The organism is Streptomyces violascens (genome assembly GCF_014649955.1).
GTDB lineage: Bacteria > Actinomycetota > Actinomycetes > Streptomycetales > Streptomycetaceae > Streptomyces > Streptomyces violascens.
Genome location: NZ_BMUA01000057.1, coordinates 1 through 20022, shown reverse-complemented (window position 1 = coordinate 20022; position 20022 = coordinate 1). Strand labels below are relative to the sequence as shown.

18 protein-coding genes and 1 pseudogene are annotated in these 20022 nt (G+C 69.4%); 7 read left to right on the top strand and 12 right to left on the bottom strand.

Features of this window, described 5'->3' with window-relative positions; genetic code table 11:
* From IE206_RS41610 to IE206_RS41565, 10 genes are all read right to left on the bottom strand, one after another.
* On the bottom strand, positions 1-592 hold a 592-nt coding region (locus IE206_RS41610), incomplete at its 3' end, for a 2-oxoacid:ferredoxin oxidoreductase family protein (RefSeq protein WP_189971900.1).
* Entirely contained in the window at positions 592-1440 is an 849-nt protein-coding gene (locus IE206_RS41605; protein WP_189971898.1) for a VOC family protein, read from the bottom strand. The genes IE206_RS41610 and IE206_RS41605, both read right to left, overlap by 1 nt.
* Before the next feature lie 4 nt (positions 1441-1444).
* Complete coding sequence (locus IE206_RS41600; RefSeq protein ID WP_189971897.1) at positions 1445-2770, bottom strand: hypothetical protein; 1326 nt, start codon at positions 2768-2770, stop codon at positions 1445-1447.
* Positions 2770-3852, bottom strand: a complete 1083-nt coding sequence (locus IE206_RS41595; protein WP_189971895.1) for an NAD(P)/FAD-dependent oxidoreductase — start codon at positions 3850-3852, stop codon at positions 2770-2772. Before IE206_RS41595 ends, IE206_RS41600 begins: the two co-directional genes overlap by 1 nt.
* Entirely contained in the window at positions 3849-5180 is a 1332-nt protein-coding gene (locus tag IE206_RS41590; protein WP_189971894.1) for a SidA/IucD/PvdA family monooxygenase, read from the bottom strand. Before IE206_RS41590 ends, IE206_RS41595 begins: the two co-directional genes overlap by 4 nt.
* Positions 5181-5245: 65 nt before the next feature.
* Positions 5246-5614 (bottom strand): aspartate 1-decarboxylase, encoded by a 369-nt coding sequence (gene panD / locus IE206_RS41585; RefSeq protein WP_189971892.1) that lies wholly within the window; start codon positions 5612-5614, stop codon positions 5246-5248.
* Positions 5615-5662: 48 nt separating this feature from the next.
* Positions 5663-7294 (bottom strand): class I tRNA ligase family protein, encoded by a 1632-nt coding sequence (locus tag IE206_RS41580; protein ID WP_189971890.1) that lies wholly within the window; start codon positions 7292-7294, stop codon positions 5663-5665.
* 15 nt (positions 7295-7309) lie between these two features.
* Entirely contained in the window at positions 7310-7645 is a 336-nt protein-coding gene (locus IE206_RS41575) for a cupin domain-containing protein (protein WP_189971888.1), read from the bottom strand.
* A 49-nt stretch (positions 7646-7694) separates the two neighbouring features.
* Complete coding sequence (locus IE206_RS41570; RefSeq protein ID WP_189971886.1) at positions 7695-8939, bottom strand: FAD-dependent monooxygenase; 1245 nt, start codon at positions 8937-8939, stop codon at positions 7695-7697.
* 497 nt (positions 8940-9436) lie between these two features.
* Positions 9437-10108: a ScbR family autoregulator-binding transcription factor gene (locus IE206_RS41565; RefSeq protein WP_226599145.1), complete on the bottom strand. Its 672-nt coding sequence runs from the start codon at positions 10106-10108 to the stop codon at positions 9437-9439.
* A 361-nt stretch (positions 10109-10469) separates the two neighbouring features.
* Between IE206_RS41565 and IE206_RS41560 the strand changes: the two genes are divergently transcribed.
* The gene (locus IE206_RS41560) at positions 10470-11702 is read left to right on the top strand and encodes an IS701 family transposase (RefSeq protein ID WP_189971884.1); all 1233 of its coding nucleotides are present in this window, start codon (positions 10470-10472) and stop codon (positions 11700-11702) included.
* 67 nt (positions 11703-11769) lie between these two features.
* Here IE206_RS41560 and IE206_RS41555 read toward each other — a convergent pair whose 3' ends face one another.
* Together IE206_RS41555 and IE206_RS41550 are read right to left on the bottom strand one after the other, a co-directional pair.
* Positions 11770-12543: an SDR family NAD(P)-dependent oxidoreductase gene (locus IE206_RS41555; protein ID WP_189971882.1), complete on the bottom strand. Its 774-nt coding sequence runs from the start codon at positions 12541-12543 to the stop codon at positions 11770-11772.
* A 131-nt stretch (positions 12544-12674) separates the two neighbouring features.
* Positions 12675-13289 carry a ScbR family autoregulator-binding transcription factor gene (locus tag IE206_RS41550; RefSeq protein WP_189971880.1) on the bottom strand — a complete coding sequence of 205 codons (615 nt, stop codon included), beginning with the start codon at positions 13287-13289 and terminating at the stop codon, positions 12675-12677.
* Positions 13290-13416: 127 nt separating this feature from the next.
* Between IE206_RS41550 and IE206_RS41545 the strand changes: the two genes are divergently transcribed.
* The 6 genes and pseudogenes from IE206_RS41545 to IE206_RS41520 all read left to right on the top strand — a co-directional run.
* Positions 13417-14352 (top strand): ScbA/BarX family gamma-butyrolactone biosynthesis protein, encoded by a 936-nt coding sequence (locus tag IE206_RS41545; protein ID WP_189971878.1) that lies wholly within the window; start codon positions 13417-13419, stop codon positions 14350-14352.
* Between the two features lie 526 nt (positions 14353-14878).
* Positions 14879-15319 carry a hypothetical protein gene (locus IE206_RS41540; RefSeq protein ID WP_226599146.1) on the top strand — a complete coding sequence of 147 codons (441 nt, stop codon included), beginning with the start codon at positions 14879-14881 and terminating at the stop codon, positions 15317-15319.
* Between the two features lie 971 nt (positions 15320-16290).
* The gene (locus IE206_RS41535; RefSeq protein ID WP_189971876.1) at positions 16291-16911 is read left to right on the top strand and encodes a carbonic anhydrase; all 621 of its coding nucleotides are present in this window, start codon (positions 16291-16293) and stop codon (positions 16909-16911) included.
* A gap of 35 nt (positions 16912-16946) precedes the next feature.
* The gene (locus tag IE206_RS41530) at positions 16947-18467 is read left to right on the top strand and encodes a SulP family inorganic anion transporter (RefSeq protein WP_189971874.1); all 1521 of its coding nucleotides are present in this window, start codon (positions 16947-16949) and stop codon (positions 18465-18467) included.
* Positions 18468-18582: 115 nt separating this feature from the next.
* Complete coding sequence (locus tag IE206_RS43800; protein ID WP_189971872.1) at positions 18583-18855, top strand: RICIN domain-containing protein; 273 nt, start codon at positions 18583-18585, stop codon at positions 18853-18855.
* Positions 18856-19838: 983 nt separating this feature from the next.
* Positions 19839-19970: pseudogene (locus IE206_RS41520) on the top strand (ornithine cyclodeaminase family protein); the annotation flags it as partial.
* Positions 19971-20022: the final 52 nt, after the last annotated feature.

Genomic DNA, 20022 nt, shown 5'->3' with positions numbered 1-20022 from the left:
TGGCCCGCAGGAACTTCTCCGTGCCCTCGGTGGGCCGGTGATACATCCACGACAGCAGCCCCAGCGCGAACATGTTCTTGCTGCGCTCCGCCTCCTTGCGCGACAGCCCGAACTCCTTGAGCGCCTCGACCGTCAGCGTCGTCAGCGGCACCGGGTGCACGTTGTACCCGGACAGCGAGCCGTCTTCCAGGGGGGAGGTGTCGTAGCCGACCTTGGCCATCGCCCGCCTGGCGAACTCGTCCGTGTTCACGATGATCTCGGCGCCCCGCGGCACGTCCCCCAGGTTGGCCTTCAAAGCCGCCGGGTTCATCGCCACCAGCACGTTCGGCGCATCCCCCGGAGTGAGGATGTCGTGATCGGCGAAATGCAGCTGGAAACTCGACACACCCGGCAGCGTCCCGGCAGGCGCCCTGATCTCGGCGGGGAAGTTCGGCAGCGTCGACAAGTCGTTGCCGAACGAAGCCGTCTCCGACGTGAACCGGTCCCCGGTGAGCTGCATGCCATCACCCGAATCACCCGCGAAACGGATGATCACACGGTCGAGACGCCGGACTTCCTTCTCCCCGACGGGTGTGGATCGCAACGCGGCCATCACGTCCCCACCGTCCGTCCGGACGCGAAGACGGCCGGGTCCCAGATTTCCGCACGCCAGCCGTCGTGCAGCCGCACCACGTGGTGGCGCGACGTCGCCTGGGCGGCGGCATAGGCCAACGGCTGCGCTCCCGGGAGGTCCTGCGGCGCCGGGGTGAGTACGGCGAGACGGACGGCGCCCGTCTCGGTGTACTCCGGTCCGTCGGTGCCGACGACCAACAGGTTGCCGATGCGGGCGAGTTCCGTGTCGTGCGGCTCCTGAAGACGCGCCCGGTCGGTGGCCGGCGTGTCGAGCAACGTCTCGTAGAGGGCGACGGCGGCTGCGAAGTCGGCACGGCTCACGGCCTTGCGCAGCAGCAGGCGCACCCCACGGTGCTCGTCGGCGGCCAACGGCGGCCGGGCCGCCTCCCCCGGCTGGGGCCGGTGCTCGACCAGTTCGGCGATCGAACCGTCCGGATAGCGCACCCTGGCACGGCTGCCCGGCAGGATCGTCTCGGGCGGTTCGAGCACCTCGGTACCGGTGGGTCGGAGTCGGTCCAGTTCCGCGCCGAGGCACGGCACGATGACCGAATACGCGGTCTGCCGCTGGATGGGCGTGAACGGCCGGGCGCTGGCGATCAGCAGCATCGTGTCGACCGCGGCCAGCTCCAGGCCGCCGAAGTCCGGGATGGGCATGCGCAAGTCGCCGGCCACGCCGGTGAGCTGTTCGTAGCCACGGATGTTCTCGTCGAGCCGGGCGACGCCGATGAGCGAGCGGGCCAGGAGCCGGGGGCGGGTGAGGCCGGAGGAGTCGGGGGTGATGCGGAACCAGCGGTCGGGCAGCGGGGTGGCAGCGGGTGCGGTGGACATCGGGCTAGGCCTCTTTCGCTCGGTGCGTGGCGGCGCCCCACCATCGGTGCGCGGTCAGTCCCCAGGCCGCCAGCTCCTCGTCTACGAGGCGGCGCAGGGAGGCGGAGTCGCCGAAGTGGTCGGGCATGCCGGTGACGGTCACCGTCATGTGGTCGCCGTTCCGTACAAGGCACAGCGAGGCACGCAGGCGGGCCTTGTCCGGCAGCACTCCGGGCACGTTCATGGTGCGCAGGGCCACGCTCGCGGCCGGCCGTCCGGTGAACTCGGCCACCGGGCGCGGGACTTGGCCGAAGTTGGAGGCGACCACGTCGGTCTGCTGTGCCCCGGGGTTCTTCAGTCGGTGGGCGAGTCCACTGGGGAGCAGGTGCCACAGGGCTTCGGGTACGAGGGTGCCGCTGTGCTCCCCCGCGCTGCGCAGGAGTTCCTTCGTGGCCTGCCGGGTAGGCCGGAGGTCGGCGTGCAGGGCCGGACCGCCCGGCAGCGTCAGAGGCAGCACCACGAGGGCGTTGGCGCGCGCGTCGTGTTCGGACTGGCGCAGGGTCATCGGGATGCCGACATCGACCGGGATGCCGGTGCCGCCGCGTACGGCGGTGCGGACGAGGTTGGCGGCGATCTCGACGAAAAGGCTGTTGTCGGTGCCCCCGCGTGCCTGCGCCCGGTCCTGCCACTGAGCGGCGTCGACTTCGGCGATCGCCGAGCTGAAGAAGCGGGGTGTGACGGGCGTGGTGGTTGCTGCCGTCGGGGTCTTCAGGGCGGCGCCGATCCTGGCTCGTTCGAGCGGGCCGGCCAGCGTGCGCGGGAGCCAGCGGGCGGTGGCGAGCGCAGCCTCGGCGATCTGCCCGGCCACGTCGACGGCGTCGAGGGCCGCGCTGGGGGCGGTCTGTCCGGCCGGGTCCTGGCCGGAGCCGATGGCACCGAAGATGCCGAGCCCGTCGCAGCGGAAGTGCGGCACGGTCAGCGAGACGAGGCTGCCGCCGCCGTACGGGGCGGCCGCGAGCCGCCACAGTGAGCCGGACCCGGCAGGCAGCGGGGCGCTGACCTGGGTGTCCATCCAGTCCGTCACCGTGTGATCGGTGAGCGGGACCTCGGTGACGTCGAGGGCTTCGTCGTTGTGGGCGCCGATCCAGCTGCGCCGGGCACCGGGGAGCGCGGCGGCGACGGCCCGGCGGCTGAGCCGCCCCTGGTTCAGGCGGTTCCATTCGGTCTGGAGGTCGCGGACCGGCACGCGTTCGCGGAACTGCCACAGGACTTGGACGATCCGGGTCGAACCCAGGACGTCGGCCGCCCGGTACAGCATTTCGTCGGTGGAGTTGAGACGCTCGGCGGCCATCAGGAGACCGCCTCCGCGAGCCGGGCGGCCGCGAACTCGCCTACGGCGGGCGCCAGTTTGAAGCCGCCGCCGTTCCATCCGGTGGCGGTGACGAGTCCGGCGGGGCTCGTGTGCACGGTCACCTCTCCCTGGCCGGCGGGCGCCATCGCGTCATAGGCGGTCGTGCCGCCGCGGCCGGGAGCCTGGGCCAGCCGGGGGTAGCGGTGGCGGACCACGTCCCGCACACGCTGTTGTTCGCGGGCTGTGACGCCGGGTCGGACGGTGGCCGGCACGTCGGTCTCCTTGGAGGTCACGCCGGCCAGCACGAGCGAGCCCGTGCCCCAGGGGCGCAGCCACGCGCCGGTGGTCCGGTCGACGACAGTGGGCAGTTCGGCCAGGTCGGCCTGCTCGCGCGGCTCGAACAGGCAGTAGCCGACGGAACGGGTGCACAGCGGCAGGTGCACGCCGGCGGAGGCGGCGAGCGGCGTGCTGCCGACGCCCGCGGCCAGCAGGACGGCGGGCGCGTGTACCTGCCCGGCGGTGGTGGCCACTCCCGTGGTGCGGGAGCCGGTGGCGAGCAGGCGGGTGGCGCGGGCCCGCTTGAGACGGAGCCCCGGTCCCGCGTCGCGCAGTACGGCGGTGGCCACGGCCCGCACCGGAAGCCAGCCGGCCTCGGGTTCGTACACGCCTGCCAGGTCGTCAGGGACGGCGAGGCCGGGGAAGCGGGTGGTGATCTCCTGTGCGCTGAGGACGTCCGCCTTGTGCCCGGCCGCCCTCAGCTCTGTCACCGCGCCGACCGCGCCGGGCAGGGCGTCCTCCGCGACCAGGGTGAGGCTGCCCTGGGCGCGTACGCGGGGCCACGTGCCGTGCCAGCCCTGGCGCAGGTAGGTGTCCAATCCGGCGGCCGCCCAGGCCTGGTGGTGTCCGCCCGGGTCGAAGGCGCGGACGAGCCCGCCGGAGGCGCCCGTGGCGCCTCCGGCGATCCCGGTCTCGTCGATGAGGACGACGGTGAGACCCCGGGCGGTGAGCCGTTCGGCCGTGACCAGCCCGATGATCCCGCCTCCGACGACAGCGACGTCCGCGACGGTGGCGGTGTGACTCACTGGGAGGTCCCGGCGGTCAGCAACTCCTCGCGGTCGAAGGTGTCGTACCGCAGGAGCGAGTCGGCGATGTCCGTCGCACGGACCGACAGCATGGCCAGCGCGCCCGCGTCGCCCATGCCGTGGCTCGCCTCGCACAGCCCGTTGAGGTAGACCCGCAGCGGCTGAGGGCTGTCCGCCTGGGACTTCAGCTCGATCGAGTAGTCCCGCGCGACGACGGGCACGCCGTCGTCGTCGAGGGGCAGCCTGTGCGCGATGCCCTCCAGGAGGGGGTGGTAGGGCTCGTCACCGGGCTCACTGCCGAAGTCCTTGAAGCCGGTGGCCAGGATGATCACATCGGCATCGAGGGTCTCCTCGGTGAGGTGGTTGATGTCGCGAAGCACCATCCGGTGCGCCTGTCCCAGCGGCTTGCTGAGGACCGCCTCGGAGAATGGCTTCATGACGAGCCGGTCGGAGCCGGTCAGCTCGTACTCACGCTGCACGCCGACGAGCCGGTCGATCACGTCCTGGTCGCAGGCCGCGTAGTTGATCGACCGCAGTTCGCCACGCAGCCGCCGTTTCTTCGCGCTGGGCAGCGGGTGGAAGTAGTCGACGAACTCCGGCAGGAAGACCTGGCGGCTGTAGGGACTGGTGTCCTTCAGCCGGAAGCCGATGCTGCGGTGGACAGACGTCACCTGCTGGACGTTGGGGCGGGCCAGCAGGTCAAGGATGATCTCGATCGCGCTCTGGCTGGCGCCGACGACCGCGACCCGGATGCCCCGGTCCTTGAGGCGTTCGATGGAGGACAGGTACTTCGTGGAGTGGAAGACGCTCTGCCCCACGCTCTTCTGGAAGGCGTACGGGATCCGCGGTGAGCGGCCGGTGCCGACGGACACGTTCTGGGCGAGGTAGTGGCCGCCGTCCATGGTCTCGACGCGGAACAGTTCACCGCCGCCCTCGGCCTCGACGAGGGAGAGTCCCGCCGCGGAGCGGCCGTAGTCGACCTGTCCTCGGAACGCCTCGGCGACCCAGGCGAGGTAGCCGGAATACTCCCGGCGCAGCGGGAACTTGGCGTTGAGGTGCAGGTAGTCGGTCAACGACCCGCGTGCGGCGAGGTACTTGACGAAGGTGTGGGGGCTCGCCGGGTTCCGCGGCATGGCCAGGTCGCGGAACGGGTTGTTCTGGATGTCGGCGCCCGGCAGGAGTTGTTCCTCCTGCCACTGGAAGGCCTCGGAGCGCTCGATGAAGTGGGCGAGGCCGGTGCGGCCGCGCTCTTCGAGCGCGACCGCGAGGGAGAGGTTCGCGGGTCCGAAGCCCACTCCCAGCACCGGGTAGATCTTCTGGGTTGTCACGGTTCACGCATCCTCGACTTGTCGTGCATGCAGGAACGTCGTTCGGGACCGGTGCGCCATGGACGTCAGACGCTCAGCAGCACCGTCTCGGTTATCGCGTTGGTGTCGTCGACGTGGACGACGCGGGACTTGTGGTCGGCGACCTCGTCCGCGTTGAGCTGGGCGTAGCTGATGATGATGACCTTGTCCCCCGACTGCACCAGACGGGCGGCGGCGCCGTTGACGACGACCTGGCTCCTGCCGGGCTCGCCGAGGATCGTGTACGTCTCGAAGCGGGCGCCGTTGTTGATGTTGACGACGTGCACCAGCTCGTGGACCCCGATGCCCGCGGCATCGAGCAGCTCCGGCGAGATGGTGATCGAGCCGACGTAGTTCAGGTTGCTGTCGGTGATGGTGGCACGGTGGATCTTCGAGTTCATGAAGGTGCGCAGCATGGTGGAGCTCCTTGTCAGGTGAAAGGTGGTGTGGTGGGAAAGATCGGGTCAGCGCTTGTGGTGGGCGCTGGACACCGCGGCCGAGCCGGCGCTCTCCGGGGCGGCGGGCACGGTTAGCCCGCGGAAGTGGCTGCCCGGTGCCGTGCCGAGGTCGGCGAGCAGAGGCGCCTTGCCCACGGTGGAGGCGGCGCCGAAAGCCGTGGAGATGTGTTCGGCCAGGTCGGGGGCGACCGGCCAGCCGAGGGTCCGCAGCGCCCACAGGAACTGGAGCGCGCCGCTCGCTTCGCCCTCGTCGTCGGTGGCGAGCTTCTCGCACCGCAGGGCAAGCACTTCCAGGTGCAGGGCGAGTGCCTCGGCGGCCTTGCGGACGCTGAAGTTCTCCAGCCGGTAGGCGTCCTCGAACCGCTGCCTCGATGCCTGGAGCGCGGACGTCCACCACTGCGAGGGGGCGGCTTCCGCACTCCGGCCGGCCAGCGGCGCGAGGCCTTCGACGATGGTGCGCAGCGGGGCGTCGTAGCGCGCCTCGATGGTGCGGGCGGCGATGGGTTCGCTGAACTCGGCCTGCTGGAGTTCGGGGCTGGTCAGGGCGAGTACGAAGCGCGCCCGGTCGCGGCCGACGTCCTCCAGGTAGTCCTTGGCCCAGCGCACGTCGCCCTTGCTGGTGGAGAACTTGCGGCCCTCCAGCATGTAGTACTGGTTGGTGAGGGTCCGGGTCCTGGGCAGCGCCACCGGCATGCCGTGCCGGGCCGCGAGCAGCGACAGCGTCACGTAGATGAAGGCGTTGTAGAACCCGTTGTCGATGCCGATGAACTGGACGAGTTCGTCGCAGTCCGCGCGGGAGTCCAGGCGCGCCTGCTGCAGCCAGTACACATGACCCACATAGATCTCCGGCCAGGCGTTGATGGCCTGCGGCTGGATGTCGGGCCCGTCCCAGTCCACCGTGATGCCCCAGGCCGTGGGATAGGTGATGGGTATGTACGGGAGGCGGCCGGCCAGCGTGTCGGTGACGACTTTGGCGAGATCCGGGCGGAGCTGGACGTCGGTGGTGCGGTACCAGTTGGTGATCAGCGAGCGGTGGCGTTCGAGGTCGAGGACCCAGATCGACACGGGCTTGCGCGGCAGGGCGGACGCCGTGTCGGTGACGGGCAGCAGGGCGCCCGGCAGGTTGTAGAGGCCACAGGCCTCGCACACTCCGGCCCGGGCGTGGGCGAGGCAGGTGGGGCAGCGCCCGGTGACGAAAGCCTCGGCCTTGTATTCGCCGGTCTCCGCGTCGTACGGGAGCTCGACCTCGCGCAGGTCGAACGCGCCGTGCTCCCACAGCCGGGTGAAGAAGTCGCGGACGAAGACGGTGTAGTCGGCGTCCGGCCGCTCGAACAGGTCGACGTCGACGCCGGCCAGCTCCAGGGATTGGGTGACACTCTCCAGGGCGTGCTGAATGAGGGCCTCGGGGGTGGTGCCGAGGCGCTCGGCGGTGGTGACGACATAGGTCTGGTTGTCGTCGGTGCTGGTGGCGAAGGCGACGTCGTGCCCCAGGACCTTCTGGGACCTGGCGCAGATGTCGCTGTTGAGTACGGGGCCGGCCAAGTGCCCCAGGTGCAGGTCGCCGTTGGGGGTGGGGGGTGAGAAGGTGACGTTGATGTGCCGCCGGGTGGGTGTGGCGGCGCCGGGGTGCTCGCTCATCGGGGGGCCTCTTCCCTACGCGGTGGGCTGCAGCCAGTAGATGCTGACGAACTTCAGCGGTTCGGCATCGCTGGTGTTGGTGACGATGTGGTCGGTGCCGTTCGGGATGTAGATGACGTCGCCCGGCGTGATGGTGCGCTCCTCCGTGCCGACGCGCACGTGGCCCTCGCCGCTGATGAAGATGAACGTCTCGTCGGTGGCGTGGCCGTGAGGGGTGCTGGACTCGGTGGGCCGGATCGAGCAGAGGGTGCTGTTCCACGGCGGCACGACGACGCCGTCCCACGGGTAGAGCTCGCGGATGTCGCAGCCGTTCTTGCGGATCTGGGCGTCGGCGTCGGTCTTCACATGCATGGGTGGGGCCCTTTCTTCGTAGTGAGGCAGGAGGCGCGGGTTGCCGGCGCTAGCGCAGGGCGAACAGGCGCTGGATGGTGTCGGGGTGGAACGATTCGGCGGAGACGCCGAAGGCGCCCTGGAAGGTGGCGAGGCGGGAGCCGGCCAGGATCGGGTCCTCGGGCCAGGCCTTGGCGTAGGCCTTGCGGCGGGCGGCGCCCTCCGGGCTGAAGGTCATGTTCATGGTGGTGCGCACCTGGCCGGAGATGCGCAGCCGACGCATCCGCTCCTCGCGTTCGTCGACGTACTCCTTGAGGGCTTGCGGAGACCAACTGCCGTGGGAGCGCAAGGCGTCGCGCACCAGGCGGGCGTCGCGCAGCGCGATGGACAGGCCCTGGCCGACGACCGGGTCGGTCCAGCCGGCCGCGTCGCCGATGAGGACGGCGCCGGGTACTACGGGGCCGTCGGTCCAGGCGTCGTTCATCGGGTAGAAGGCGCAGGACTCCGACGGGGTGGCCGTGGCGAACATCTCGCTGCCCGGGATGCACTGGAACTGGAAGGCCTTGAGGAAGTCGGCCTGCCGGGTGGGGCCCGAGAAGCGGCCCTTCTGGGCCACGTCGTGCAAGAGGTAGAGGCGTGCCTTGGCGCCGGCGCGGGGGAAGACGAAGTAGAGCAGGTCCTTCTCGGTGCCGATCGAGGTGACGTTGACGGGCCAGTCGTGCAGGTCCTCGACGAGCATGCCGCCGCCGAGCGAGTTGGGCGGGGTCTGGGTGAGCTCGATACCGAGCTGGCGCCGTACCGTCGAGGTGCGCCCGTCGGCGCCGATGACCAGGCGGCAGGGCACGTCGTACTCGATGTCGTTGTACTCGTAGCGCACGCTCGGGTTGGCGCCGCCGGTGACGGTGACGTCGCCGATGCCGCGGACGACGGTGGCTCCGGCCTCGGCAGCGGCGGTGGCCAGCGCCTCGCAGGCTTCGGGGTGGCCGACGTCGAGCACGCCGCGGATGCCGGGGAGCATCTCGTCCAGCGGGATCGCGTTGGCCTGGGCGGTGTCCGGGTCGGTGATCTCGTCGTAGCCGATGAAGCGGTCGACGTAGCTGCCGCCGGCCTTGAGGATGGCTTCCTCCAGGCCGAGTTCGAGCAGTTCGACCACTCCCCAGCAGTTGATGACCTCGCCTCGCACTTTGTCCCGGTAGACGGTCTGCCGCTCCAGGAGCAGCACCTGGTAGCCGTCGCCCGCCAGCGCCGCCGCCAGGGCGGATCCGGCGATACCGCCGCCTATCACCACTGCGTCCATACGCTCAGCTTTCGCCATCGAACCCTCCACAGGAGTCTTTTCAAGGCGTGACGATGTAGGCCGCCCCGAAAAGAGGCAGCCGGAAATCCGGGCTGGTCAGACACACGTTTCTGGTGCAGGGCGAGAACACGGCGAAGCACGCCGGGAGTGGTTTTCCAACCGTCGCCCGGGCAGCGCCCCGGACACGCGCAGGGAGAGCGCGCACGGGCTCAAACAGGGTTCGGGGAATCCGTGTTCAGCGGGGAAGAGCTGCAGGTGGCAGGCGGTTCCCCGGGTTCTTCATGCGGATGCCGACTGCGGCATCCGCATGAAGAACCCGGGAACACGCAGTGAATCCGCCGCAGCGCGCGCTGGAATCCTGGCAGTCAATTCCGCCTCCACCACGGCCGCCCCTCGTTGGTGTGTCGGTCACGAGTTCTACGATCCGCGCCAGGACCCCCGAGCGGCAATGTCGACTCGCGAAAATCGTCAGCGGGTTTCGTACTGCGATGCGAAGGACACTCGTTCGTGCGAGTTCAAGCCCCCGTGCCCGGCGGCCCACCGATGCCGTACTGCACTATGTCCCAGATCTGCCGGAGCTGTTCGACAGCGCTCAACTCCCGGCCGGAACCCGCACTTTCATGATCCGCGCGCGCCCGGCACTCCGTTCCGATCATGAGGTAGAGGGACAGCTCGGCGAGCGATGCGGGGCGTACAGCGGAGTGCAACTGGCCCTCGCCGTAGGCCTGTTCGAACAGCCCCTGCACCGTGCCGAGCCAGGTGGCCGACCATTCCAGGTCGCGGTCGGGGCGCTCACGGCTGAGGCGGGCCGCCGAGCGCACCGCGGGTTCCGCCTCCAGCAGGCGCGCCAGCTCCAGCGTCAGGTCGACCGCCCGATGCAGGGCGGGCGCCTCGTCGTCCGGCAGGCTGTCCAGGGCCTGGCGGGTGATCTGCTGGCCCTGCGACTGCACGGCGTCGGCGAGTTCGTCCTTCGCCGCGAAGTGGAACGTGAGCGCACCCATGGTGATGCCGGCTGCTCGGCAGACCCGGTTCAGGGACGTGCCGTCGTACCCGCTGCGGTCGAACTCCGAAGCGGCGGCGTCCACCAGGGCCTGCCGGGTGCGCACTGCGCGTTCCTGTCTCACCATGCATGTCTCCGCGTTGCGCTCGTTGGTGATCGGCACGGCGGTCACCGCTTCCTCCGCCACGGACAGGGCGGTAGCCGGCCATGTCCGCCGCAATGGCATGTGCACACGCTCCGCGGGCCGTCGTTGGTCTGCCGCACGCACTGCCAGCGCCGTCCGGGCGGTAGCCCCGAGACGGGTCACCGTGGGAGCGAGCCGCGCCGGTGGCCGGCCCGTCCGTCCGATGGGCGTGCCGGACAGTGTGGCTGCGCAGGTCAGCGGCATCAAGTCACTGATTGGCGTGTTGGCTGGTTCGTGCGGAGCGGATCGTTCGCGGTACACAACTACTCCCCCGTCGGCAGGTTGGCTGATTCACCCCAATAAAAAATAGCGTCATCTATTATTCTTCTGTTGTCAGTCCGCGAGCCGCAGCCGGGAGCCCCACATGACCACCGTCGCGTTCGGCCAAGCCCACTCGTCCGTACTGGAGACAGGGCGACGCGTCACCGCCTACGCCGATCAGCTCTTCACGCACTTACCGCGGGCGGACCAGCGGCGATGGGCCGCCGCCTATCTTCTGGGGCTCCTGGCCGTCTCTGGCCGAAAGTCCGTACGCAGCCTCGCCGCCGCCGTCACCGACTCCCCCACCGCGTCGCAGTCGCTGCACCGCTTCGTCAACTCCAGCCCGTGGCCCTGGCAGCCGGCCCGTCGAGAGCTGACCCGCTGGGTCGAGCAGCAGCTGCGGCCCACGGCGTGGACGGTCGGGACCGCCGTCGTGCCCAAGCGAGGCAACCAGTCCTGCGGCGTACATCGCCGTTTCGTTCCGGCACTGGGCCGGACCATCAACTGCCAGGTCGGCATCGGCCTGTTCCTGGCCTCCGGGCACCGCCAGGTCCCGGTCGACTGGCGGCTGCACCTGCCTGGCGAGTGGGCGGACGAGCGGCTGCGCCGCCGGGCCCGTGTTCCCGAGCAGGTCCGCCCGCTACCGGTATGGGCCCAGGTGCTCGACCTCGCTGACGCATTGGCCACGCGCACCTCGGCGCCACTGCCGCTGGTGGCGAACCTCTGCGAGTACAAGGAGTCCGACCGGCTCCTGCAGGGGCTGCGCCAGCGCGGCCACGACTTCATCGTGACGATTCCCGGCACCCTGCCGGTGCTGCCCACGGCGCCGCTGCCCGGCCGGGGCGGGGACTCTTCGGCTCCCGTGGTGAGCGCGCAGAGTTTTCTGGACGCGAGCGGCGAGGTGCCGCGCTCCGTGGTGATGAGCACGCACAGCGGCTCGACCCGGCTCACCCGCATCGTGACCGGCCTGGTGCGGCTGCCCCGCGGAGCCCATGCACCACGCTTCTACCGGCTGTTCGCGGAGTATCCGCGCGAGGGCCAGGGCGCTCCCGTCATCCGGCTCACCAGCCTCGCGCACCGGCCGATGGACGAACTGCTGCAGCTTGCCCAGGTGCAGGCCGGAACCCCCGGTGCGCTGCGTCACCTGGAAGGCAGCTTCGGACTGCAGGACTTCGAGGGAAGGTCCTATCCGGGCTGGCACCGTCACGTGACGCTGGTGTCGGCGGCGTGCGCCTACAGCAGGCTCGTCGAGGCCGAGCCGGGCGACCACGTCAACACGGTGCCGCCCGAGTGGCTCCACGCGGACTCGCCGGGCCGGGCTGACCTGCTGGTCTGACCACTGGCACAGACCCGTGGTGCGAGCGCCCCCTTCGACACGGGCCCGCACCGCGGGTCCCGTCGTGTCAAACGGCGCTCCAGCCTCCGTCCACCGGTATCGCCCCTCCCGTGATGAAGGAGGCTTGGTCGCTGCAGAGCCAGGCGGCCGCGCGGGCGACCTCGGCCGGGTCGGCGAGCCGCTGCTGGATCGCCCGGCCCGTCATCGCCTGCTCCAGCTCCGGATTGCCCGCGAGGTGGGGCGTCAGCAGGTCGGTACGGGTGGAGCCCGCCATCAGGGCGTTGACACGGATGCCCGCGCCGCCGTACTCGGCCGCGGCAGCCCGGGTGAGGCCGAGGACCGCGTGCTTGGCCGCGATGTAGGGGGCCACAGCACCCGTCGCACAGTGACCGGCCACGCTGGAGGTGTTGACGATGGCTCCGCCGCGGCCCTGACGCAGCATCACGGGGATCTGGGCGCGCAGACAGTTCCACACACCCCGGACATTCACGTCCATCACCAAGTCGTATACGGACTCGTCGAGTTGGTGCAGCGGAGAGCCCAGCGAACCCCACCCCGCGTTGTTGAACGCGAGGTCCAGGCCGCCGAACTCCTCCACCGCCCGGCCGACGGCCCGCACCACGTCCTCCGGACTGCGCACATCCCCCGGCACGGACACCGCCCTGCCGCGGGCGGCGCGAATCCCGGCGGCCACCGTCTCCAGCAGGTCCTTGCGCCGGGCCATCAGCACCACGGCCGCGCCCTCGGCGGCGAACAGCCGGGCTGCGGCGGCGCCGATGCCGGCCGAGGCCCCTGTGATCACTGCGACCTTGTTCTGCAACGTCCCTGAAATATCTGGCATGGGCCGATTGAATGCGATCCCCGGGCGGCCACGCAGCCGGTTGCACGGAAGCGCAGGAACGATTTTCCGCCATCCCCGCGAGCAGGCGTCGCTCGACAACCGTCCGTGCGGCCACCGCACATGACGGTTCGTCAGAGACTTTCCAGAACCCGAGAGGCACACTCCTCCGTCGCGATGAGCGGCACCAGGAAGCCCCACATCTGCCGGATGCGGTCCGGCAGGTCCTGGCGGCCGGTGTCCAGCTGCGCGTTCATCTGCGCACCGGTAGCGGCGTTCACGAGCAGCCGCGCCAGGGCCTCCGCATCGACATCCGGCCGCAACTCGCCCTCCTGAGCAGCCTCGTGCAGGTACGGGAGCAGAACCTCCACCCACTGCTGGTGGGAGTTGCCCTTCTCGGTGTCGACGAAGTACTCCTGATCCATCACCAGCCGTGCACCCGCCAGCAGCATGGGGTCACCCAGGAGCTGGGTCGCCCACGCGATGGTGGTATCGACGGCGCCCTGGAGGCCGTGCACCGTGGTCGGCAGCACGAGCCGAGCGGGCTGGGCCTCGACGATCTCGCGGGCCAGCTGCTCCTTCGACTCGAAGTGGAAGTACAGCGCGCCCAGGGTCAAGTCGGCTCGCCTTGCAATCTTGTTCACGCTCGCGCCGGCGAACCCCACTTCGGCGAACACCTCGGCACCTGCCCGGATGATCGCCGCACGCGTCCGCGCACTGCGCTCCTGCTTCGGTTCACGCTGCACCATTCCTCGATCCTCACCAAACCCTCGACAATAAAAAAAGTTATCTCTATGTTACTGCACAGGGATGACTCGAATCCATGTTTGCAGCAGCTGTTTGACTCTTGCTCGCGCCCTTCCTGGGGGAACCCGAATGACTGTCACAACTGGCTCAATCAGGACCGTCGGAAGCACCCAGCGCGTCCTGATGGCGCTGACCCGTAAGACGATCGCCAGCCAACTCCTCCTCGTCGGCTGGCGCCGCCACCGTGACGGCGTCTCGCACACCGTCATCGCCAACTGGCCCAAAAATCACGGGTTTTACACGTCACACCACGGTCACTACCACCCCTTGCTCCTGACCGAAACGATCCGCCAGGCCCTTGCTCTGCTGTCCCACACCGCCTACGACATCCCCCTCGACCACCGCCTCGGATGGGAATCCTTCGACACGTCCTTGATCCCGACCGCGCTGCGCACCCGCTCCACCCGGTCCCTCGTACGCCTGACAATCACTCACACCGAAGTACCCCGGCGCCGGTTCGGCTCCGCCCGGCTCGCGGCACAGGTCATCGCAACCTGCAACGGAGAGCCGCTCGGCATCGCCCGCGTGCGCTACACCGCTCACCCTCCGGCCATCTACGACCGATTGCGCGGCGACCACGCCGACGCCCGGGCGGCCACCGCTCGGGCTCTCCCCCTCGGTCCCGCGCTCGACCCTTCCCTGCGCGGCGAGCAGACGTCCGAGGACAACGCCGTCTTGTCTCCGCTGAGTGAGCCCCACCGCTGGCAGTTACGGGTCGACGTCGCCAACCACGCTTTCTTCGACCACGCCCACGACCACATACCCGGCCTCGTCTTCCTCGAGGCAGCGGCCCAGGCCGCCCACGCGCTGTCGGGCGCCCGCCGCACCCTTCCGACGCACTTCGACGCGGAGTTCGCCCGCTACGTCGAACTCGACGCTCCTTGCTGGCTGGAGGCCACCCCCCTGCAACGCAGGGCACCCGGAATCATCAGCACCCGGCTCACTGGCCGACAGAACGACAGTGAGGTCTTCTCGGTCCGCATCACCGCATCCGAGTACAACTGACGCACCACGCAACCACACAGGCGGGGCCGGGCCTGCCGCATCGCTCGGCCTCGGCCCCGGGCTTGCGGCGATGCGCACGACCGAAGCGGGGTAGTGGCGGATTGGTAGGCGGTCCTCACCGACGTCGAAGCCGACCCGTTGCCCAGCAGGCAACGCGAGCGGCAGCACTGACACCTCGAAGAAATCGCGGACGGTCTTGAGGGTTCGGAGCCGCCTCGCCCATCACAACACTCCCGCGCTGGTCGACGGTCGTCGCGCACTCCAGATCAACTTCCCCTGAGACGGAGCTGATCCCCCCATCAATCGCGGACCGAAACGTAAGCCTTGGCCAGTTCGGGACGGTGTGGCGGAAGCGCGGAGTTCCGTAGGCTCTGCACCGCAACGAGGCGCATCTTCCACAACTTCCCGCAGAGGTTGGCGTGTTGTACGCATTTGGCTTCGAGCGGGTCGGTGTCGTGGTGAGCGACCTCTACTTCGTCAACCCCATCCGCTGCCCTCACGGGAGACCCCTGAGCACGGGGTGCGCGTGGAGCTGCGGGTCTTTGAGCGCGGTGAACCGAACGGATCCATCTACGCTGCCCGGCCCATCTCCATCGTCCGCCCGCTGTGGCGAGTGGACCTCCTCCAGGACACGAACGCCGCCCCGAACACCCTGGACCGAGCCCACCACCACCCCCACTTCGCCGGATGGGACCCCGGCCCCCGGGTCTTCGTCGAGGAACTGTCCAGCGATCCGCTCGCATGGCTGACCCGCACACTCGGCGACGTGTCCAGTCTGTTGAAGGAAACCAGTATCTCCCCGGCCGAGATCCCGGCATCGGACGTGGACGCGCTGCGCACCGCGGCGCCTGAGATCACAGATACGGTCCGCCGCCTGCTGCAGCGGGTGTGGTCCGGAGAACTCGCTCGCCCTACGGAGGGCACGGGCCCGGAGGCGGCCACCAGCGCGCGCGTGAGCTGGCTCTAGGCATCGCGGTCGGTCTACGGACACCAGTTACTAGAGGGCAGCAGCCACTCGGGCCCACCGCACCAGCGCGGCAATCCCGAAACGGGGCACGGAGAGGCTCGGGTCTCCAAGCGAACCTACGCACGGCATCCCGCGAACGTACCCGCGCGGCGGGGGTTCAGGTGGCGAGTTCGTCGTGCCCGCCCTCCCCCAGGCCCGGCCGCCGGCTGCCCTCGACCGCGGCTGGCGCGTGAAGGACCGCGCGAGGTCAGCCTGCCCAGGCGGGCATGGCCGCCCACATGTCCCTGCCCCCGCGCCGTGACACCGACACCCTTCGGTACGCCATCACCGCCGCCGGAGCGGAGCAGCGCATCGATGAGGCCCCGCTCCCCAAGGACCGCTGGGTGCACGTGGCGGTGACCTACGGCGCAGGCACCGCTGTGCTCTACGCAACGACCAGGCGGCCGGACGCAACACGGCGGTCCCCGTGGAACCACACCACTTCGGAAACCACATCCCCTCCGCCCAGATGTCGATAGATCTTGTGGTGATGTCGACGCCCGGGCCTCAACTTCAAACAATCGAAAGGTAAAGCACAATCGTCGAACAAGTGAAGGGCAAGGGTTGCCAAATGGCGTCGCATACGGAGTCGACAAGGGAGTCCCTCCCGGCGCATCACCGATGCAAGTTCCATGTACTGGACGGCCGTTGTGCGCCCCGCAGCGCCACCGTACGCCCCATCCACCCGGCCCAGAAATTGCTCAAATGTCCCATTCCTGGGAGATTTGCCAACTATTCCATCCGTCATAGACAGGCAAAGTCCTGGTAAGGTTTTGATTGCGGCTGCGAATCCGACTGTGCCGCAGTGGTGTGGAGTAACGCCCCGAGGACGTGGCGCTGACAAATCGCCGCCGCACCCCTTCACAGCTCTTGACCGACCCGACCACACCGCGCCCCGGCTGAAGCCGCGCAGGCGCAGGAGGCAGGCCAGCATGAAGTCACTGATCGACAACGCGCGTTCCTTCTCTGCCACGCATGTGGCCGACCCCCGGCATACGGAACTGTTCCAGTCCCTGGAGGCCGGGCAGGCCCCGGAAGTCCTGTTCATCACCTGCTCGGACTCCCGCGTCGTACCGGCCCTGATCACCGGGGCGCGCCCGGGTGAGCTCTTCGAACTGCGTACCGCCGGCAACATCGTCCCGGCCTACCCCGACCTCGACCGCCCCACGGGCGAGGCGGCCACCATCGAGTACGCCGTTCGCGTGCTCGGCGTCCGCGACGTCATCGTCTGCGGGCACTCCCACTGCGGCGCGGTAGGCGCTGTGGTCCGTGGCGAGGACCTGTCCGCCCTTCCCGCCGTCCGCGGCTGGCTGGAGGAAGCCGTGCCGCCGCATGCCCCCGTCCGCTCGCTGGCAACGGCCTCCGCCGACGTCGCGGAAGCCGTACAGGCCCACGCCCTCGCGCAGTTGGAGACGCTGCGCGGCTACCCCTGCGTCCAAGAGCGCACCGACGCGGGCGTCCTCTCCCTGCACGCCTGGTACTACGAAGTGCATACCGGCGCGGTCAGAGCGCAACAGGCGCAAGACGGCGGACTGTCGTTCAAAGCCCTGTGAACCGGCCGGGCACGAATTCGGGGGGACCCTCACTCATGCTTTCCGCTTTCAAGAATCCTGCCGTCCTGCGCCAGGACGCGCTCGCCTCGCTCGTGGTGTTCCTGGTGGCCCTGCCCCTGTGTGTGGGCGTGGCCGTGGCGTCGGGCGTACCGGCCGAACTCGGCCTGATCACCGGTATCGTGGGCGGGCTGGTCGTGGGCTTCCTGCCGGGGAGCGCGCTGCAGGTCAGCGGCCCGGCCGCGGGCCTGACCGTCCTTGTCTTCGAAGCCGTCCGGGAGTTCGGACTGAGCATGCTCGGCGCCATCGTGCTGGCCGCCGGAGTGCTCCAGATCGGCCTCGGCCTGCTCAGGTTCGGCAGCTGGTTCCGGGCGATCTCCGTCTCGGTCGTACAGGGCATGCTGGCCGGCATCGGACTCGTGCTCATCTTCGGGCAGCTGTACACGATGGCCGGCATCCGGCAGCCGCGCTCGGGCCTGGAGAAGATCTTCGGCATCCCCGCGCTGGCCGGTGACATCGCCACCAGCCGCTCCGCACTGACCGCGTTCGTGGTGGGCCTCGGCACCGTCGTCGTGCTCGTGGGGTGGAAGAAGCTGCCCGCCAAAGTACGGCTGGTCCCCGCCCCGCTGGCCGCGGTGGCCCTCGCCACCGCTGTCACGGTGATCGGCGGCCTGGACGTCGCCCATGTGAAGGTGCAGGGGCTCTTCGAGGCCATCCAGCCGCCCGGCCTGAGCGACGTCGGCTCGTTGGGCAGCGTCGCGGTACTCGGCACGGTCCTCGCCTTCGCTCTCATCGCCTCGGCGGAATCGCTGTTCAGCGCGGCGGCGGTGGACCGCATGCACGACGGCCCGCGTACGCACTACGACAAGGAGCTGGTCGCCCAGGGCGTGGGCAACACCGTATGCGGCGTGCTCGGGGCCCTGCCCATGACCGCGGTCATCGTCCGCAGTTCCGCCAACGTCCAGGCAGGTGCGACGACGAAGGTCTCCCGCATCCTGCACGGGCTGTGGCTGCTGCTGTTCACCGTGCTGCTGCCCACGGTGATCGGGATCATCCCGCTCGCGGCACTCGCGGGCGTACTGGTCCACGCGGGCTGCAAGCTGATCCCCGTCAAGGACGTACTCCCGCTGTGGCGCCAACACCGCGGCGAACTCGTCATCCTCACGATCACGGCCATCGCCATCGTGACGACAAGCATGTTCGAAGGCGTGGTCCTGGGCCTGGTGCTGGCCGTGGCGAAGTCGGCGTGGGAGACCTCTCACGTCCACCTCGACACCCACGAACTCACCGGCGGCAGGCTGGTGGTGACCCTCACCGGCAACGCCACCTTCCTCCGGCTTCCCCGCATCCTGCAGACCCTGGAGGCACTGCCGAAGGACCAGCCCATCGAACTCGACCTGACGGCCGTACGACACCTGGATCACGCCTGCCGCGCCGCCCTGGAGAACTGGGCAGCCCGCCACCACACCACCGGCACCGAACCGGTACGGATGAGAGTGCCGGCCACGGAGAACGACGCCACCATCACGCCGTCGGGGGCGGCGGGCCGATCCGCGTGACCATGCCCCTAGACCAGTAGCCGGAGGTCCCGTATACCGGGGGCGCCCCGCGGGCAGCGCGGGGCGCCCCCAGCACGCCTCCACGGTCGGTGATCAAGTGGTGCTTGGAGAACTCATGGATCGTGCTTCGCGTAGATGCCTGACTCTTGGCGGGTCGGCAGGTCGAGACGGCACCAGAATCGTCAAGAATCCATGCAATTGGGAGGCGGGGCAGACCTGGTCTCTTGAGCGCTTGGGAGACTCGGGGCGTTGGGCCCTTCGCTCTGCCCTCAGCGACAAATGCCTTACGGTCAACTCTCCGCCGCCGAGAACCGATGAACCCCGGGCCAGCGCGGCATTGATTCAGTGGGCTTGCTATGCGGGAAAGGCGCAGGCCTGGGTCTTTTAGTGTTTGTTGCTCCCTGATCCGTCACCGCCCGCTGTCGCCGGTTCTGCGCTGCCACTTGTCGTCGGCATGAGGGGTGAGCCGACGGCGCGGATGGTCTTTGCATCGCAGACAGGGGCAATGCGGGCCTGCCAGTCGTGGCCGACCGCGCTCCGGCTGCCCCCGCATCCCGTGCAGCCGTCCTCGCCATGGATTGTGACCGGCCAGCCAGTCATTGGCCGCTACGTTGACGATGACGGAGTACGGGTCGCCGCCCGTCTGGGCTGGCGAGTCCGGGTCACCGGCCAGGACCAGCGCCAGCCAGGGCTTGTCGAAGAGCGGCACGGGAGCCTGCCCGACACCCTCCTCGTCGCTGTGCTCCTGGAAGGAGCGGACGTTGCGGTCGAGGCCGTCAGCGACGGTAGAGCCTCGAAGTAGCGCCAGGCCGAACGCGGTTGGATGCCGAGCCGGTCGGACACGACGGCGATCTGCTTCTCGACGATGTCTCCCACCCTGACGGGCGCGAGCGTCACCCCGCAGCGGGCCAGCTCCGTGAGTGCCTCAGCGACGGCTTCGTTTTGCGCACACCAGCATCGCAGGGGCCACACCGCCCAGCACGAGGCGTTTGCCCACCTAGTTCCCTCAACAGCGGCCGGACTGACAGGAGTTGGAGGGACCGCTCGCCCTCCTCGCAGGATCAGGGTGCGGCGGGGTCGTGGCGGATGCAAGTTCCTGGCACAGGTCGAAGTGACAGCCAGCCGCACCCCCGGCTCGCCGATGTCCTGGTGGTCGTGCGGGGCCCGGGGGCAGTCGCCCAGCGTCCGGCCAGCGCTTGCTGGAAGGGGAGTGTCGGCGTACACGCCGATGTCGAGGTGCTCAACCGCGTACGGATGAACGAACGTGCTCAGGTAGTTGAGCGTGTCGTGATTGGGGCGGCTGGGGCCGATGCTCGACGCTTTGGTGGTGCGGTCGTCAGCCGAATGACCGGCAGCAGGAGGTTGAGGCGCATGCTGGTGCTGAGCCACTCGCAGGTCGAGGACCTGCTCGACATGGACTCGCTGATCGATTCCCTGGCCCCGGCGATGGCAGACCTCAGTGCGGGCCGTGCCTCGGTGCCCGATCGCGTCGCCGCCCTAGTAGGACTCCGTTAGGTTGTTCTGGCTCTCGGTGTCTGGTGGGTGGTGGGGGTTG